The sequence below is a fragment of the Sphingomonas daechungensis genome, from assembly GCF_039543105.1.
Classification (GTDB): domain Bacteria; phylum Pseudomonadota; class Alphaproteobacteria; order Sphingomonadales; family Sphingomonadaceae; genus Sphingomicrobium; species Sphingomicrobium daechungense.
The window spans coordinates 1657911-1673122 of record NZ_BAABJC010000001.1 but is presented as its reverse complement, the minus strand read 5'-3'; the positions used below and the strand labels follow the sequence as shown (position 1 = coordinate 1673122).

General features: G+C 64.1%; 19 protein-coding genes. 8 read left to right on the top strand and 11 right to left on the bottom strand.

All coding sequences use genetic code 11. The features are described from left to right. Nucleotides 1-14: 14 nt before the first annotated feature. Both ABD928_RS08755 and ABD928_RS08750 read left to right on the top strand, forming a co-directional pair. On the top strand, nucleotides 15-590 hold the full coding sequence (locus ABD928_RS08755) for a hypothetical protein (protein WP_187715486.1): 576 nt from the start codon (nucleotides 15-17) through the stop codon (nucleotides 588-590). Next, nucleotides 587-2401 (top strand): DUF4231 domain-containing protein, encoded by a 1815-nt coding sequence (locus ABD928_RS08750; RefSeq protein ID WP_345168009.1) that lies wholly within the window; start codon nucleotides 587-589, stop codon nucleotides 2399-2401. Before ABD928_RS08755 ends, ABD928_RS08750 begins: the two co-directional genes overlap by 4 nt. On the opposite strand, the gene ABD928_RS08745 is transcribed toward ABD928_RS08750, so the two are convergent. The 4 genes from ABD928_RS08745 to ABD928_RS08730 are packed head-to-tail and all read right to left on the bottom strand — an operon-like array spanning nucleotide 2398 to nucleotide 4673. After that, nucleotides 2398-2634: a hypothetical protein gene (locus tag ABD928_RS08745; RefSeq protein WP_187715490.1), complete on the bottom strand. Its 237-nt coding sequence runs from the start codon at nucleotides 2632-2634 to the stop codon at nucleotides 2398-2400. The genes ABD928_RS08750 and ABD928_RS08745 overlap by 4 nt on opposite strands. After that, nucleotides 2635-3558, bottom strand: coding sequence for an alpha/beta hydrolase (locus tag ABD928_RS08740; RefSeq protein WP_345168005.1), 924 nt, complete (start codon nucleotides 3556-3558; stop codon nucleotides 2635-2637). Next, the gene (locus ABD928_RS08735) at nucleotides 3551-3763 is read right to left on the bottom strand and encodes a type II toxin-antitoxin system antitoxin (RefSeq protein ID WP_187715491.1); all 213 of its coding nucleotides are present in this window, start codon (nucleotides 3761-3763) and stop codon (nucleotides 3551-3553) included. The genes ABD928_RS08740 and ABD928_RS08735 overlap by 8 nt, the downstream gene beginning before the upstream one ends. Nucleotides 3764-3770: 7 nt before the next feature. Further along, a complete protein-coding gene (locus tag ABD928_RS08730; protein WP_398286745.1) occupies nucleotides 3771-4673 on the bottom strand; it encodes an SPFH domain-containing protein in 903 nt (300 codons plus the stop codon). Between the two features lie 101 nt (nucleotides 4674-4774). On the opposite strand from ABD928_RS08730, the gene ABD928_RS08725 reads away from it, so the two are divergent. Continuing rightward, nucleotides 4775-5692, top strand: coding sequence for an isoaspartyl peptidase/L-asparaginase family protein (locus ABD928_RS08725; protein ID WP_345168000.1), 918 nt, complete (start codon nucleotides 4775-4777; stop codon nucleotides 5690-5692). Here the strand turns inward: ABD928_RS08725 and ABD928_RS08720 are convergent. Genes ABD928_RS08720 through ABD928_RS08695 form a run of 6 tightly spaced genes read right to left on the bottom strand, consistent with a single transcriptional unit; the run spans nucleotide 5671 to nucleotide 9596 of the window. Beyond that, the gene (locus ABD928_RS08720; RefSeq protein WP_345167997.1) at nucleotides 5671-6807 is read right to left on the bottom strand and encodes a GNAT family N-acetyltransferase; all 1137 of its coding nucleotides are present in this window, start codon (nucleotides 6805-6807) and stop codon (nucleotides 5671-5673) included. The two genes, ABD928_RS08725 and ABD928_RS08720, sit on opposite strands and share 22 nt — an antisense overlap. After that, complete coding sequence (locus ABD928_RS08715; RefSeq protein WP_187715492.1) at nucleotides 6794-7504, bottom strand: glycerophosphodiester phosphodiesterase family protein; 711 nt, start codon at nucleotides 7502-7504, stop codon at nucleotides 6794-6796. The genes ABD928_RS08720 and ABD928_RS08715 overlap by 14 nt, the downstream gene beginning before the upstream one ends. Next, nucleotides 7479-7940, bottom strand: coding sequence for a RidA family protein (locus ABD928_RS08710; protein WP_345167993.1), 462 nt, complete (start codon nucleotides 7938-7940; stop codon nucleotides 7479-7481). The genes ABD928_RS08715 and ABD928_RS08710 overlap by 26 nt, the downstream gene beginning before the upstream one ends. 32 nt (nucleotides 7941-7972) lie before the next feature. Then, nucleotides 7973-8719, bottom strand: a complete 747-nt coding sequence (locus ABD928_RS08705) for an SDR family NAD(P)-dependent oxidoreductase (RefSeq protein WP_187715493.1) — start codon at nucleotides 8717-8719, stop codon at nucleotides 7973-7975. After that, on the bottom strand, nucleotides 8716-9333 hold the full coding sequence (locus ABD928_RS08700) for an HAD family hydrolase (protein ID WP_345167988.1): 618 nt from the start codon (nucleotides 9331-9333) through the stop codon (nucleotides 8716-8718). Before ABD928_RS08700 ends, ABD928_RS08705 begins: the two co-directional genes overlap by 4 nt. Beyond that, nucleotides 9330-9596: a DUF3572 family protein gene (locus ABD928_RS08695; RefSeq protein WP_187715494.1), complete on the bottom strand. Its 267-nt coding sequence runs from the start codon at nucleotides 9594-9596 to the stop codon at nucleotides 9330-9332. Before ABD928_RS08695 ends, ABD928_RS08700 begins: the two co-directional genes overlap by 4 nt. Before the next feature lie 46 nt (nucleotides 9597-9642). Here ABD928_RS08695 and ABD928_RS08690 point away from each other — a divergent pair, with 46 nt between their 5' ends. Continuing rightward, complete coding sequence (locus ABD928_RS08690) at nucleotides 9643-10023, top strand: response regulator (protein WP_395623132.1); 381 nt, start codon at nucleotides 9643-9645, stop codon at nucleotides 10021-10023. A 13-nt stretch (nucleotides 10024-10036) separates the two neighbouring features. On the opposite strand, the gene rpmG is transcribed toward ABD928_RS08690, so the two are convergent. Next, on the bottom strand, nucleotides 10037-10204 hold the full coding sequence (rpmG, locus tag ABD928_RS08685; RefSeq protein ID WP_187708539.1) for a 50S ribosomal protein L33: 168 nt from the start codon (nucleotides 10202-10204) through the stop codon (nucleotides 10037-10039). Between the two features lie 144 nt (nucleotides 10205-10348). Between rpmG and ABD928_RS08680 the strand changes: the two genes are divergently transcribed. The 4 genes from ABD928_RS08680 to ABD928_RS08665 are packed head-to-tail and all read left to right on the top strand — an operon-like array spanning nucleotide 10349 to nucleotide 15208. Continuing rightward, complete coding sequence (locus ABD928_RS08680) at nucleotides 10349-10669, top strand: hypothetical protein (RefSeq protein WP_187715496.1); 321 nt, start codon at nucleotides 10349-10351, stop codon at nucleotides 10667-10669. A 41-nt stretch (nucleotides 10670-10710) separates the two neighbouring features. Then, nucleotides 10711-12312 (top strand): cisplatin damage response ATP-dependent DNA ligase, encoded by a 1602-nt coding sequence (locus ABD928_RS08675; protein WP_187715497.1) that lies wholly within the window; start codon nucleotides 10711-10713, stop codon nucleotides 12310-12312. Nucleotides 12313-12360: 48 nt separating this feature from the next. Next, the gene (locus tag ABD928_RS08670) at nucleotides 12361-13656 is read left to right on the top strand and encodes a metal-dependent hydrolase family protein (RefSeq protein WP_345167974.1); all 1296 of its coding nucleotides are present in this window, start codon (nucleotides 12361-12363) and stop codon (nucleotides 13654-13656) included. Between the two features lie 7 nt (nucleotides 13657-13663). Continuing rightward, complete coding sequence (locus ABD928_RS08665; RefSeq protein WP_345167970.1) at nucleotides 13664-15208, top strand: S10 family peptidase; 1545 nt, start codon at nucleotides 13664-13666, stop codon at nucleotides 15206-15208. Nucleotides 15209-15212: the final 4 nt, after the last annotated feature.

The window sequence follows — 15212 nt, the reverse complement described above, 5'->3', positions numbered from 1 at the left end:
TAGGGGAACACGAAATGGCGACCCAACTCGCAGAAGCATCCAAGGTCAAAACGAATTCAAGCCCAGACATTCAAGTTCGGGTCAAAGCCTTCAAGGACGCGACGGGAACAGTTCAATTCGATTACGACTGGAATTTCGCGGGCGGACCCACCAAGACAGGAAAGATCGACGTCGCAGAAGGCACGCCGCCGACGGACATCAAATTTCATTTCCGCGACGAAACCAATCTAGGACTCAAGTTCTACCCGGCGCCGGCGGATGCATTTTGGGTGGACTTTGATCCCAATTGCCCAACGGCAGCTGGTGACGCCGGAGAGTTCGACCTGAAAAGTCCGCCCTCATCCTCCTCCAACAATCTGCTAACTGTTCGCGATCTGAATAAGTCGGCCTGCAATCTGAAGTACGCGCTCAGATTTGATGGTAAGCCGTACGACGACGCTAACGGCCATCATCCGCCATTCATGTACGATCCGGATTTGAAGAATGGCGGAAACACGCGCTCCGTAACGAGCTTCACCAGCACGGCCGTTGTTGGCGTCGCGACGATCGCAATCGTTGCCATCGTCGCGATCGTTTGGCTCGCGCGTTGAACGATGGGCCGGGCCGCGAATGCCCCCCGGCCCTGCCGTTCGTGCTCGCCGTCGGGGTGACCGGGCATCGCAAGGATGCGCTTCCGGCCGACTCTCTGCTCACGCTCCACGATCGTCTTGCGACGGTTCTGAAAGCGCTGACGGAACAAGCCGCCGCAGTTCGAGAGGCGAACCAGTCGTTCTTTTCTGATGCGCCGCCGAGGCTGCTGTTCGTTTCGCCGCTGGCCGACGGGGCGGACCAGATCGCCGCGGAGATTGCGCTTCGGCTAGGGTTTGAGCTTCACGCGGTTCTCCCCTTCGATCGCGAGCGATATCGCACCGACATGTCGGACGAAGACGGGCGTGTCCGGTTCGATGCGCTTCTATCCCGCGCAACCTGCGTCCTCGAGTTGTCCGGCGAAAGCGACCATCACCTCGAAAGCTACGTCATGGCTGGAAGAGCGACGGTCGCTCACTGCGACTTGCTGATCGCGGTCTGGGACGGGCTTCCGCCTCGTGGGCGGGGCGGAACGGGGGAGGTCGTACGACTGGCCCACGACCGCGCTACGCCAACCATTCATGTTCCCGTCGCAGCGTCGGATGAACTGAAAATTCGCTGGAGCGCCTTCGACCCGGCGGTCGTCACTCATGCGGAAGACCAGGCGAACGTCCGCACCTTCGGCGAGGAGGAGCTTGGCGCAGTCCTCACCGCGGTGCTGTCCCCGCCCCCGGACGAGCGCGAGCGCGAGTTCATCCACATGTTCCAGGGGGAGTGCCGAAGGAAGCTCCGGACCCGCATCGAATATCCCCTGCTGCTCGCCGCAACGGGCGTCGCGCGCCTGCGGCGGCACCACTGGCGGCCGGAAATCGGCGCCGTTCGGACGCATGAGGAATGGCAAACCTACTGCGATGCGTGTCACAAGGTCGCCGCTGTTACGACGCCGATTGCGAGCCTTCAGTCCTGGTACGAATGGGCCGACACCCTCGCCAGCGATTACGCACAATCCTATCGCAGCGGCCACGTCTTCAACTTTGTACTTGCCGCTTTTGCGGTTCTGCTCGCGCTGACCACGCTGGTTCTTCCGGACGCCAAGAAGATTCTCGCGGTGGCGGAGTTCGCTGCCATCCTTGCGATCCTGCTCAACACCCAGATCGGCGTTCGCCGGCAGTGGCATCGCCGCTGGCTCGACTATCGCCAACTGGCCGAGCGCCTGCGCCCAATGCGCAGCCTCAAGCTTCTAGGCCTGGCTGCGCCCGACCCTCCGGGGACAGCCGCGAACCCGACCTTCGGCCGATGGGTGGATTGGTATGCGGCCGTGGTCTGGCGCGGCATGGGATGTCCGTCGGGCGCGATCGACGGTGACCGGCTGAAGGCCATGGCCTCGACCATCGCCGAGCACGAGCTTGCCCCACAGGTCGCATACAACAAGTCCGTGGCGAATCTGGCGGAGCGGCTGGATCACCGGCTGGAAATTGTTGGCCTGACCTTGTTCACGACTGCTCTACTCGGCTGCGTCGTATTACTCCTGGGCTTTGCCTTTGCGCCGCATTGGGTGAAAGCGAACAGCAACTGGTTCACGCTTCTGTCGGCTGGCTTGCCCGCAATCGGGACCGCGATCTTCGGCATCCGGGTTCAGGGCGATTACGTCGGCAGCGCCGTCCGTTCGGAGCAAACTGCCCGCGTCCTTGAGCAGATCGCCGATCGCCTCACACGCAATTCGAGCAACCTGTCCCGCGTGGGCGATCTGGTTGAGGAAGCAGCGCGAGCCATGCACGCCGACCTCGACGAATGGCGGCTGCTCAACCAGCAGCACGACCTTTCCGTCGGCTAGTCGTCCTTTCCCCAGCGCCATTGCCACCCACCGCGCGTGGTGCGCGCGCAGATGATCAGGAACGCCAAGGTCGCTGGAACGAAAATTGCGAGGAAGGCGAGCAGGCTTTGCTGGAGGACCAGGCATGCGGCCAGGACGAGCAGCATGTAGATGATGCTGACGGCCCACCCCTGCCAGCTAATGGGCTTGCCGGAGCCGAGCCCATACCGCTTCGGTGCGAACCAGTCCGCCACTCACCGAGCCTTTGGCGTGGCGGTGGCGGCAATGGCCGTCACGAGCTCCGCGTCGACCGGAAGCGTCGGATCGGAGTAGGTCGCAAGGTTGGACACGCGGTCGTCGTTGGCGACATCCTTGAGGACATGGTTCATCGTCGGAATGACCAGCAATTGCGACTTCGGGTTGGCTGCATGAAGGGCCTTCGCATCTCTCTCCGTAACCTGAATGTCGCGACCGCCCTGGATGATGAGCATTGGCGTTGCGACGCCCCCAGCAAGACGCGCTGGATCCTTGGCCAGTAGGTCGGTCAGGAACGGCTGAACCTTCGGATTGAATAGAGTGGCCAGCGGCGTGGGAAGCTTGGTCGCATCGACCGCCCGGCCCGCCTCGAGTTCGCCAAGAGCCGCAAGCGCTGGCTCCAGGAGCGTGTTCGGGCTGGCCTTCAGCTGGTCACGCATGACTTCGCCAAGCTTTCGGCCAGGCGCCGCGATCAGGATGACGCCGCAGATGCTCGTGCGATCCTGCGCTGCTTCCAGCGCGATCAGGCCGCCTTCGCTATGACCGAGGAGCCAGACGCAGGAAGCCCCCGTCCTGGTCTTCAGGGTGTCAATCCACGAACGGGCGTCGGTGACGTAATCCGCGATCCGGACGTCGTTCGCGTCCGCCACTGCGTCCTTGCTTCCGAACATTCCGCGCTTGTCCGCGCGCAAGGTCGACACCCCTCTCTCGGCTAGCGCCTCGGCAAGCATCTTGTAGGGCGCAGCGGTCACGCCAAGCGGGTTGTTGCCGTCGCGGTCGGTGGGGCCGGAGCCGGGGATGATCAGGACGACTGGCGCGCTCTTGCCAGCATCGAGGAAGGTTCCGGCTAGCGGCCCCTTCGGCCCCGGCGCGGTCAAGGCAGCCGTCACGGCGGCCAGGGCAATGATCGTGCTTTCAAGCATTTCCGTCTTCCTTCTTCGGCCGCCCGCGTTTCACGGGCTGGGGCGGATCGAGCTTCACGCCTCGCGCCTTCAGGGCTTCCCGCAACAGACATTCGACCTGGCTGTTGACGCTGCGCAGGTCGGCGGCGGCGCAGCGCTCTACTGCGGACCAAAGGTCCGGATCGACCCGCAAGGGGTACGCTTTTCGCTCGCCGCCACCAGCCATGACAAGCCTATGTGTAGAGCGTTCCGGTATTCACGACGGGCTGGGTATCCCGCTCGCCGCATAGGACGACCATCAGGTTGGACACCATCGCCGCCCGGCGCTCGTCGTCGAGGTGGACGACATCCTTCTCCGACAAGGCGGCCAGCGCCATCTCCACCATGCCGACCGCACCCTCGACCAGGGTCTTGCGGGCGGCGACCACCGCCTGTGCCTGCTGGCGGCGGAGCATCGCGCCCGCGATCTCCTGCGCATAGGCAAGGTGGGTGAAGCCGCACTCGTCGACCGTGATTCCGGCGACCGCCAGGCGCGCGATCAGTTCCTTGCGAAGTTCGACCCCGACTTCGTCGTGATTGCCGCGCAACGTGACTTCGAGATGCTCGAAATCGTCGTAAGGATAGCGAGAGCCGATGGTCCGGATCGCGGCCTCCACCTGGACCGTGACGAACGCGCGATAATCGTCAACATCGAACAGGGCCTGCGCCGTATCAACCACGCGCCAGACGATCTGTGCTGCCATCTCGATCGGATTGCCGCGCAGGTCGTTGACCTTGATCTTGTCGGAAATGAAGTTGTTGGCGCGGACCGCAACCTTCTTGCGCATCATCCACGGCAGCACCCAGCGGAGGCCGGTTGCCCGGTCGGTTCCCTGGTAATCGCCGAACAAGGTGATCGCCGCCGCCTGGTTCGGCTGCAGCATGTAGAAACCGCAGGCCACGAAGATGAACAGCAGCGGCCCTGCGAGAATTGCTACGGCCGTCAGCGGGCCGAACACGTCGCCGACCAGCCGAATCACGCCCCAAATGGTCAGCGCGGTCAACACGAGTAGCAGAACCAGCATCGGATAGCCGCTGGAGGTCGCTGCCCCGCGCTCCCGGCTCGAATTCAGTGCAACGATGTCCCCTGTAGACACGAATGCCTCCTTGGCAAAAAGTGATATCACAATAATATCGCTACTGCTGTTGGAGTCAAGCGGCTCGCAATTGCCGGTGCGCCTCGCTAGGCGCTGGCGCGATGTCTAGGTGGAAGCTTGTAATTCATGGCGGTGCCGGCGCGATGCGGCCCGACCACGGCGATGAGGATCACGAGGAGCGCGCCCGCAAGGGACTTAGGGAGGCGCTCGACGCAGGCGCGGAGATCCTCACTGCCGGCGGCAGCGCGGTCGATGCGGTCGAAGCTGCTGTCCGCGTTCTCGAAGATGATCCATGCTTCAATGCCGGCCGCGGCAGCACCCTCAACGCGGAAGGACTGGTGGAGCTCGACGCGGCGATCATGGACGGCAGCAATCGCCGGGCTGGCGCGGTCGCAGGCCTGCGCACGACTCGCGCTCCGATCAGCCTTGCGCGCACGCTGATGGAACGGGGTCCGCACGTCTTCCTCTCGTACGACGGCGCAGACCGCCTGGCTCGCGAAACGGGGATGGAGCAGGTCGAGAACAGCTGGTTCGTCACCGCCGAGCGCCGGCGCCAGCTGGACGAGCTCCTTGCCAAGGGCGGGTTCGATGCCGACGTGAAATACGGCACGGTCGGAGCGGTCGCCGTGGACGAGCAAGGTCATGTCGCTGCCGCAACCTCCACCGGTGGGCTGACCGCCAAGCAGTGGGGCCGGATCGGAGACTCGCCGCTGATCGGAGCAGGAACCTACGCCGACGACCGGTCTGCGGCCGTATCAGCCACTGGCTCAGGTGAATATTTCATTCGTGCCGTCGCTGGGCACCAGTTGAGCGAGCGGGTGCGGTTGGCGGGCCAATCCTTGCAGGAGGCGCTCGACGGCACGCTGCAGGACATCAAGGATCTTGGCGGACTCGGCGGCTTGATCGCCGTCGCGCCATCGGGCGAATGCGCCTGGGGATTCACGACTCGGGCCATGTATCGGGGGGTCGCCGATGGTGAACAGCGGAGCGTGGCGATCTACGCCGACGAGGACTTGTAAGGCAAAGCGCGCTTCAGCCATTCGACCTCCGCGGCCACCGCGCGACGTTCTTCTTCCAGGAACCGTTCGATTGCATGGCGGAAGCCGGGATCGACGATAAAGTGCGCCGACCTGGTGATTACGGGCTCATAGCCGCGGGCGAGCTTGTGTTCGCCCTGTGCGCCGGCCTGGACGCTGTCGAGCCCGTTCGCGATCGCCCATTCGATTGCTTGGTAATAGCAAAGCTCGAAGTGGAGGAACGGGGCTTCCTCGGTCGTTCCCCAGTAGCGGCCGTACAGGGTGTCGGACCCGACGAGGTTGAGAGCGCCGGCGATCGGCTCGTCGTCTCGCAACGCAAGGAAAAGCAGCAGAGCGTCGCCCATTCGTTCGGCGATCAGGTCGAAAAATCTTCGCGTCAGGTAAGGGTGGCCCCACTTTCGCGAACCCGTGTCCTGGTAGAACCGCCACATGGCGTCCCACTCCGCCGGACCAATCTCGGCTCCCCTCAGGGCCCGAATCTCCACGCCCTGGCTGGCAGCCTCGCGCTCCTTGCGAATGGCCTTCCGCTTGCGGCTGGTCAGCGCACCGAGGAACGCGTCGAAATCGGCGTAGCCGCGATTGAACCAGTGATACTGCACACCCTCGCGGATGAGCCAGCCGCGCCGCTCACATTCCGCGGCTCCCGCATCGTCGATAAAGGTGATGTGCGCCGACGAGATCTCGTTCTGGACGGCCACGGCTTCGACAGCGGCAAGCAGATGCTGCGGCTGCTTTCCCAGCAGGCGCGGGCCTGGAACGGGCGTGAATGGGACGCAAACCTGCAACTTCGGAAAATAGGATCCGCCGGCCCGTTCGAAAGCATCTGCCCAGGCGTGATCGAACACATATTCGCCCTGGCTGTGCGTCTTCAAATATGCGGGAGCAGCGGAAATCAGGTGCGATTCCGAATCCTCGACGAGGAGAGTCGCGGGGGTCCAGCCGGTGCCCTTGCCCACGCTCCCAGAAATCTCGAGAGCTGCCAGGAAGGCATGGCTTAGGAACGGGTCGTTGCCCACGATCCGGTCCCATGCCGCCTGGTTTAGCCCGCTGACGCCGGAGGCGAGCTTCGCAACGACTTCGGATTCACGGTCGGCCATCGGCTTCCCAAATAAGCGCGTCCGCATGAACCTGCGCTGCCGCGCGCTGCTGCGGTCCCCGAATCGTCCATAAATAGACCGGCAAACGTTGCCGCGCCTCGGCCACCCACGGGCGTTCAAGAGCCAATCGGTCCACGGCCAGGAAATGGGGATCGGCCAAGCACATCGCCAGCCGGCGTTTCGTCGACGTCAGCTTGTCGCGAACGACGAGCCCGCGACGAACGCGTGGGTGGTTGGTCTTGAGGAGGCGCGAGATCCTGGGATCGAAGCTCATCACGCCATGCGGGCCGCGATACTGTTTCAGCGCCTCCTTCAAGGCGGGAATCCAACGCCAGATGTTCTGCTCGACCTTAACCTCCAGCAGGAGCGGGACGCGGCCGTCGATCAGCGTCAGCAGGCTTTCCAAAGTCGGGATAGGTCCGTCACCGACCCGCAGCCGATTCAACTCCGCGAAGGGTGTTTCGCCGATGACCACGGGGCTGGAACACATCCGCCAGGCATTCGAGTCGTGGAAGACGACGATCCGGTCGTCAGCCGTCAGCCGCAGATCGCACTCGATCCCGGCGCCAATCTCCATTGCGGCCGCGAATGCCAGAAGGCTGTTCTCGGGAAAGCCGGCTCCGTAGTGGAGGCCCCGGTGCGCGAACCCCTTCGGGCCTGGATCGAGCGGGTCAGGTCCTGACCGCGACGATCGCATCCACCTCGACCGCTACACCGAGCGGCAAAGCGGCAACGCCAACGGCGCTGCGAGCGTGCCGGCCTGCCTCGCCGAAGACATCCTGCATCAGTTCTGATGCCCCATTCGCGACCTTCGGCTGGCCAGTGAACGCGGGCGTGCTGTTGACGAACACGCCAAGCTTCACGACCCGCTCGACCCGGTCGAGCGAGCCCAGCGCAGCCTTCATCTGAGCGAGGAGCATCACTCCACACCGGCGCGCGGCAGCGATCCCGCCGTCGAGATCCACGTCTTCCCCCAGCCGGCCTTTGATCAGGCTGCCGTCCTCGGCAAAGCTGATCTGGCCGGAAATGTGGAGCAATCCGCCCTGTTCGACCGCAGGCACGTAGGACGCGACCGGGGCAGCTGGCTGAGGAAGGGTGATGCCGAGTTCGGCGAGGCGCTGGTCAATGCTCATGGCCGCGCCTCAACACCCGCATGGCTGCCGGGTCAACCCTCGCGATGGACCGCGAAGCCGGCCCAGCTCTGGTTCACCGGCATTAGCTCGATCGAATTGATGTTGAGGTGGGGCGGCAAGTTCGCGAGCCACCAGAACAGTTCGGCGTGATCCTCGGCGGTCATCGGGTTCATGTTCGAATAGAGCGCGTCGGACGCCGACTGATCCCCACCCGTGCGGACGAGGGTGAACTCGGTCTCCGCCATTCCGGGTTCGACCGAAGTCACACGAACGCCGGTCCCTTCGAGATCGCAGCGCAGGTCGAGCGAGAACTGCCGGACGAATGCTTTGGTGCCGGCGTAGACCGCGCCGCCCTTGTAGGGATAATTGGCGGCGACCGATGACAGGTTGATGATTTGTCCCTTGCGTTCGACCAGCTTCGGAATCAGCACCCGCGTCAATGCAACCAGCCCGGTGACGTTGGTCTCGATGATCTGGTCGAGCTTCGACCATTCGGTTTCCGGCAACGGGGTCGTGGGCGGAGCCAGGCCCGCATTGTTTAGCAGCAGGTCGATGTCGCCCCAGGGCGCCGACAGTCTGGCCAAGTCGCCGAGCGCTTCAGGATCGCGCATGTCGACTTCCAGCGGCAGGAAGACGTCGCCAAGTTCCTCAGCCAGCTCCTTCAGCCGATCCGCCCGGCGACCGGTCCCGATCACCCTCCAACCGCCTGCCGCAAATCGCCGCGCCGAGGCCCTTCCGAAACCGGATGTGGCGCCGGTGATGAGGATGGTCTTGGTCATGGCTTCTCCAAAAGTCTTTCGACGATCCAGTCGGTCGCGCTGGGCCAGTCGTCGATGCGGGCATGCGCGTACTCAGCCATGGGAACGGCCTGTGCGACGAGAGGCTCCGCGATCATGTGCAGCCGCCAGACCTCCGGCGCATGTTTTGCGACCGACTCGTGGTGCTGGGGCAAGTCGTCCACGAATACCGAGTTGGTCGGCTTTCGCTCCTTCAGCAGTTGCCTGACGGGTGTCCCCTTCCCGCCGGAGTTGCAGATGACGTCATGGCGTATGCCGTGACTCGCCAGCTGCTCGACCCGCCAGGGGTGCGCTTCGCTGCCGAGATTGGTGAGGATGACGATGTCGGCGACCTCGCCGATTTGGCCCAGCGCTTCCTCGGCCCCGGGCACCAGGGTCTGCCGGTGCATCTCGCTGCGAAAGAAAGCGTCGAGGAGGAGCCACGCCTGGTCGAGCGCCAGCGGCTCCCCTGTTTCGACGAGGGTCAGAGCTTCGGAGAAGCGGCCCGTCTCAAAGGCGAAGCGAATCCCGTGATCGGCCTCCAGCCACTCGGCGAAGTGGCTGACCATGTGGAGCAGCACCTCATCGCAGTCGGTAATCAGCAGCGGACGCTTCAAGCTTCCAGTTCCTCCCGTGCGGCGACAAGCTCTTCCGGCTTCACACCGATCGCACCCGCGACCTCGATCAGGTCCGGTTCATGCGCTTCAAGGAAACGTAGCAAAGCTGCAAGCAGGATAGGCTCGGCCGCTCGACGACGCAGATCTTCTGTGTCGATTCCGGACAGGTCGAGGAACCGCTGCGCGCGGCGTTCGTCCGTCAGCGTGGCGGCAAGCGCGGAGAGCGCGAGAGTCTCGGCGTCAATTGTCGGTTGAGCCCGCATGGCCTAGATCAGCACGAGAGAGTGGGGGAATATCCGGTTGGCCAAGATCCTGATTGTCGAGGACAACGCCCTCAACATCAAGCTGTTCTGCGATCTCCTCGCAGCGCATGGCCATGAACCGCAGGCCGTCACTGACAGCCGCCTCGCCCACGATGCCGCACGCGAGTTCATCCCGGACCTGGTAATCACGGATATCCAGTTGCCCCATGTCAGCGGGCTCGAGCTGATCCAGCTGATCCGCGCCGACGAGACGTTGAAGGACGTGCCGATCATGGCGGTCACCGCCTACGCGACCGCCGGCGATGAGGAGCGGATTCGGGGCGCCGGCGCCGAATCCTATGTGACGAAGCCGATTTCAGTCGCGCGATTCGTGCAGGAGGTGGACTCACTGCTGGCGCGAAAACAGCCTGTAACTGCCGACGTCTAACGCCGTCAGGGGCTTACTTGATCTTCGCTTCCTTGAACTCGACGTGCTTGCGCGCGACCGGGTCGTACTTGCGGAAACTCATCTTCTCGGTCTGATTCCGAGGGTTCTTCTTGGTCACATAGAAAAAGCCCGTGTCGGCCGTGCTGACGAGCTTGATCTTGACGGTTGTCGGCTTGGCCATCGCGCCTAATCCCAATGCTTGAAACGAAGAGAGCGGCACAAAGGAGCCGCTCGATCGGTCGCGCAAATGACCGCCAGACGCCAATTTGTCAAGGCGACGCGGACCTGTAACCGCCTCTTAACCATCGTCGTTGAAACTGTGCTCATGGCAAGGGCACGCACTTCACCGTCCATCAGCGACGTTCGTGAACAGCTGGGCGAGCGGATCGCCGAGCTCAGCAAGCGCGCCGCGCGCCTCTCGCCGCTCGACATTCATGCGCAGATGGACGCCATCCGGCAGGTCGCAGCGACCAACGGCCTTGCCGCGTTGGAAGAGCTCGCTCACCGGTCGGCGCAGCTGGCACTTCTCCCAGGCCACCGCATCTCGGTCCGCTGCTGCCTCGAGCATATGGACGAGGCGCTTTCAAGCGATCGGAGCACCGACACCAACGCCATTCTGGCGGCCCTGGCCATTCGCCTGCACTAAAGTTTCGGCACCGCAACGCCATTGAGGCATTGTGTTGCCCGATGCGCGCCTTTTCCCAGCTTCTCGACGATCTCGTCTACACGCGCTCGCGCAACACGAAGCTCAAGGTGATCGGCGATTATCTCAAGGAGACGCCCGACCCCGACCGCGGCATCGCGCTCGCGGCGCTGACCGGCACCCTCGACATCCCGCACGTGAAGCCCGCCGCGATTCGCGGGCTGGTGGAAGAGACGATCGACCCGATCCTGTTCCGGATGAGCCGGGATTATGTCGGCGATTCGGCGGAGACGATCTCCCTGCTGTGGCCGAACTCAGCAGACGGCGAGCCCGAGCTCGACGATGCCACGATCAGCGTCTCGACCGCCGTCGAGCGGCTCCGATCGGCAAGCAAGATGGAAGCGCCGCGGGTGCTGGCCGACATGCTCGACCACCTCGACGCATCGGGACGCTACGCCTTGCTCAAGCTTGCGATGGGGGCGCTCCGGGTCGGCATTTCGGCGCGACTGGCGAAACAGGCTCTGGCCGACGCATTCGGTATCGACGTGGAGGCGGTCGAAGAGGTCTGGCACGGCCTCGCTCCGCCTTTTCTCGAGCTCTTCGACTGGGCTGAAGGCCGCGGTCCGCAACCAACGGCGCAGGACGTGCCGGTTTTTCGCCCGTTCATGCTCGCCCATCCGCTGGAAGAGACGAAAGTTTCGCTCGAAGACTATGCTGCTGAGTGGAAGTGGGACGGCATCCGCGTCCAGCTGGTCCACATCGCCGGGCAGACGCGAATCTACAGCCGGACCGGTGACGACATCGGCGGCAGCTTTCCCGAAATCGCCGAGGCTTTCACCAGCAGGGGCGTTCTCGATGGCGAGCTCCTGGTACGCGGCTCCGGCCAGGGACTTGTCGAGCAGCACGGCGGTGCGGCGGCCAGTTTCAACGCACTCCAGCAAAGGCTGGGCCGGAAGAACGTTAGCCAGAAAATGCTGGGCAGTTATCCGGCGTTCGTCCGGCTCTATGACATTCTGTTCGACGGCGAAGAGGATCGGCGCGAGCTGCCGTGGGCGGAAAGGCGGGGTTTTCTCGAAGCCTTCGTTCCAAAGCTCGATCCCGAGCGGTTCGACCTCTCGCAACTGATCGAAGCCGCCACGTTCGAAGAGCTGGAGGAGCTGCGTGCCGGCGCCCGCGATGGCGCCATCGAAGGCATCATGCTGAAGCGGCGCGACAGCCCCTATGTCGCCGGCCGCCGGACCGGCTTGTGGTACAAGTGGAAGCGCGATCCACTGACCGCCGATTGCGTGCTGATGTATGCCCAGCGCGGATCCGGAAAGCGGTCCAGCTATTACAGCGATTACACCTTCGGCTGCTGGAACGAGGCAGGCGAGCTACTGCCGGTCGGCAAGGCCTATTTCGGCTTTACGGACGAGGAACTGCGGTGGATCGACCGCTGGGTACGCAATCACACCATCCAGCGTTTCGGACCCGTGCGCGAGGTCGAGAAGAGCCTCGTGCTCGAAGTCGCCTTCGATTCGATCCACCGGAGCAGCCGTCATAAGTCGGGCCTGGCGATGCGCTTTCCCCGGATCAGCCGGATCCGGACCGACAAGCCGGCGGCGGAGGCGGACTTCATCGCCACTCTCCTGGCAATGGTGACTTGAAGCCGCAGCGAGTCCCGTTACGGTCGCGCACCGACAGGGGAGAGTTGCATGCTGAAACTTTTGGCAGCCGTCGTCGCGATCGCCACCGCTTCCACCGCCAGCGCTGAGACTTACGCCATTCAGGCCGGTCGCCTGATCGTGGATGCCGCCAAGCCCGCGCGCGGCGCTTCGACCGTCATCGTTGAAAACGGGCGGATCACCCGGATTGAGGATGGCTTCACAGCGCCAACCGGGGCGACCGTCGTCGATGAGCGCAGCCGGACGGTGATGCCCGGGATGACTGACGTCCACGTCCACCTGACGCAGACTTCGGGAACGCCCTGGTACGCTTACTTCACCCAGAAATATTCGATCGCCTATGCGACCACGTTGGGGCTCACGCATGCACTGGAAATGGCGCGCGGCGGGTTCACCACCGTGCGCGACCTTGGCGGCGAAGCCAGCGCGGTCGTCGCCGTTCGCGATGCCGTCACGGAAGGACGCTTTCCGGGTCCGCGCATCCGGGTGTCGGGCGACCCGCTGTCGATCATCGGCGGGCATGCGGACGCCGCCACCGGTCTTCCGCCGGAGCTCGCCCGAGCGGTCGATGACGCCCACCTGAGCCCCGCCGTCTGCACCGGCGTCGACCAATGCCAGGAGGCCGTCCGCAAGCTCGCCGCAGAGGGGGTCGACGTGATCAAGATCATGGCCACCGGCGGTGTCCTCGACCCCGGAGCCATGGGGCTCGAGCAACATTTCAGCGACGCGGAGATGAAGGGCATCGTCGATGCTGCCCACGCCATGCATCTGAAGGTCGCTGCGCACGCTCACGGAGCGCGCGGCATTCTCGCGGCGACCAACGCCGGCGTAGATTCGATCGAGCACGGGACGTTCCTCGACGCCGCCGGCGCGCAGGCGATGAAGGCGCACGGCACCTACTATTCCGCGACGCTGATGGCGTTCAGCGGCGTGCAGGGTCTGATGGGCACTGGCAAGCTGCCCCCGGAATCCGAAGCCAAGGCTCGCCAGACGTTCGACGTCTGGGGCAAGGGGCTGAATCTCGCCTATCGCACAGGCGTGAAAATTGCGCTCGGGACCGATAGCGCGGTTGCGCCGCATACCTCCGCAAACAAGGAGGTCGAGCTGATGGTGACGAAGGGCGGGATGACCCCGCGCGACGCGCTGATTGCGGCGACCAAGGGCGGGCCGGACCTGCTCGAGTTGTCGGACATCACCGGCACGCTCGACCCGGGCAAGTCGGCCGATCTGATCGCAGTCGATGGAGACCCGTTGGTCGATCCGACGGCTGTGCAGCGCGTCGGCTATGTCATGGTCGGCGGCAAGCCGATCCCGATGAAGGACTGACCGAAGCATGCGTTCCTCGCTCCTGGCGCTGAGCCTCCTCCTTTCCACCGCCGCCTTCGCCGCCGATACGCCAGCCCCGGCCGGCGACGCGCCTTCCGCCAAGTCGAAGGAGGATGCCGCAAAGCCGGATCCAGACATCGCCGCCGCCAGCGTCGAGGAGGATGCCCAACCGAAGAAGAGATCGATCTCGCTCCGCGGGCGGACGATCAGCTACACGGTCACGCCTGGGCACCTGACCATCCGCGACGACGACGGCGCGCCAAAGGGAAGCATGTTCTACGTCGCCTATACGGTCGACGGCGGACGCGGTGCGGCGCGACCGGTGACGTTCCTTTTCAACGGCGGACCCGGTTCTTCGACGATGTGGCTGCATATGGGCAGCTTCGGTCCGATCAAGGTCGATGCATCCCTTCCGGAAACGATCGCCGGACCGCCCTTCCGCTATGGCGCCAATCCCGATTCGCTTCTCGACGTCAGCGATCTCGTCTTCATCGATGCACCGACGACCGGACTGTCGCGCCCGCTGGGCAAGACGGAGTCGAAGGACTTCTTCGGCGTCGACAAGGACCTCGACGCGTTCAGTCGGACGATCCAGCGCTACCTGACGAAGTACGGCCGTTGGAATTCGCCCAAGTTCATCATCGGCGAAAGCTACGGCACGACACGCGCCGGCGGCCTGTCGAACATGCTTGCCGACAAGGGCGTCCAGCTCAACGGCATCGTGCTGGTTTCGACCGTGCTAAACTTCAACAGCTTCAACGGCGACCAGTCGCTGGTCAATTTCCTGCCAACCTACGCAACCAACGCCTGGTACCACGGCAAGGTCGCCGAGCCGAAGCCCGACCTGATGAGCTGGGTGGCGGAGGCGAAGGCGTTCGCGGCCGGGCCTTACGCCTCCGCGCTCCAGAAAGGCACGGCGATCACGGAATCCGAGAGGGAGTCTATCGCGCAGCAGATGGCTCGGCTGACGGGTTTGTCGCCGGCCTATATCCTGCGATCGAACCTGCGCGTGTCGCCCGACCGGTTCGAGCGAGAGCTTCTTCGCGACCGGCGCCAGATCATCGGGCGCATCGATTCGCGTTACGTCGGGACGGACGCGGATGCTGCTGGGGAGGCGCCGAGCTACGATGCGCAGGCGACGGCGATTACCGGGGCCTTCGCGGGCGCTCTCAACGACTATCTGTTTCGCGAGCTCGGCTACCAGACTCCGCTGACCCATCGGCCCAACAACTATGCCGGGATCGGCGAGGACTGGAACTTCCAGCACAAGTCTGCCCAGGGCCAGCAGCTGGCGGTCGACACCAGTGTCGACCTCGCGGCTGCGATGCGCGGCAATCCGAGGATGAAGCTATTGTCGGTGAACGGCCTTTACGACCTCGCGACCCCGTTCTTCGGCGCGGACTACGACATCGGCCACATGGCGCTGGAGCCGCAGATCGCGGCGAACATCCGCTACACATACTATCCGGCGGGGCACATGATGTACACGGATCCGGGCTCGGCACGGCAGCTCAAGGCCGACCTCGCGGACTTCTACGCCAGCGCGATGTAGGCCA

Bases quoted from the DNA above. Each gene is read 5' to 3' on its own strand.
- ABD928_RS08675 (WP_187715497.1), top strand. From the start codon at position 10,711: ATGCGCGCCTTTTCCCAGCTTCTCGACGATCTCGTCTACACGCGCTCG.
- rpmG (WP_187708539.1), bottom strand. From the start codon at position 10,204: ATGGCCAAGCCGACAACCGTCAAGATCAAGCTCGTCAGCACGGCCGAC.
- ABD928_RS08710 (WP_345167993.1), bottom strand. From the start codon at position 7,940: ATGAGCATTGACCAGCGCCTCGCCGAACTCGGCATCACCCTTCCTCAG.
- ABD928_RS08695 (WP_187715494.1), bottom strand. From the start codon at position 9,596: ATGCGGGCTCAACCGACAATTGACGCCGAGACTCTCGCGCTCTCCGCG.
- ABD928_RS08740 (WP_345168005.1), bottom strand. From the start codon at position 3,558: ATGCTTGAAAGCACGATCATTGCCCTGGCCGCCGTGACGGCTGCCTTG.
- ABD928_RS08680 (WP_187715496.1), top strand. From the start codon at position 10,349: ATGGCAAGGGCACGCACTTCACCGTCCATCAGCGACGTTCGTGAACAG.
- ABD928_RS08665 (WP_345167970.1), top strand. From the start codon at position 13,664: ATGCGTTCCTCGCTCCTGGCGCTGAGCCTCCTCCTTTCCACCGCCGCC.
- ABD928_RS08755 (WP_187715486.1), top strand. From the start codon at position 15: ATGGCGACCCAACTCGCAGAAGCATCCAAGGTCAAAACGAATTCAAGC.
- ABD928_RS08705 (WP_187715493.1), bottom strand. From the start codon at position 8,719: ATGACCAAGACCATCCTCATCACCGGCGCCACATCCGGTTTCGGAAGG.
- ABD928_RS08720 (WP_345167997.1), bottom strand. From the start codon at position 6,807: ATGGCCGACCGTGAATCCGAAGTCGTTGCGAAGCTCGCCTCCGGCGTC.
- ABD928_RS08735 (WP_187715491.1), bottom strand. From the start codon at position 3,763: ATGGCTGGTGGCGGCGAGCGAAAAGCGTACCCCTTGCGGGTCGATCCG.
- ABD928_RS08670 (WP_345167974.1), top strand. From the start codon at position 12,361: ATGCTGAAACTTTTGGCAGCCGTCGTCGCGATCGCCACCGCTTCCACC.
- ABD928_RS08715 (WP_187715492.1), bottom strand. From the start codon at position 7,504: ATGCGATCGTCGCGGTCAGGACCTGACCCGCTCGATCCAGGCCCGAAG.
- ABD928_RS08725 (WP_345168000.1), top strand. From the start codon at position 4,775: ATGTCTAGGTGGAAGCTTGTAATTCATGGCGGTGCCGGCGCGATGCGG.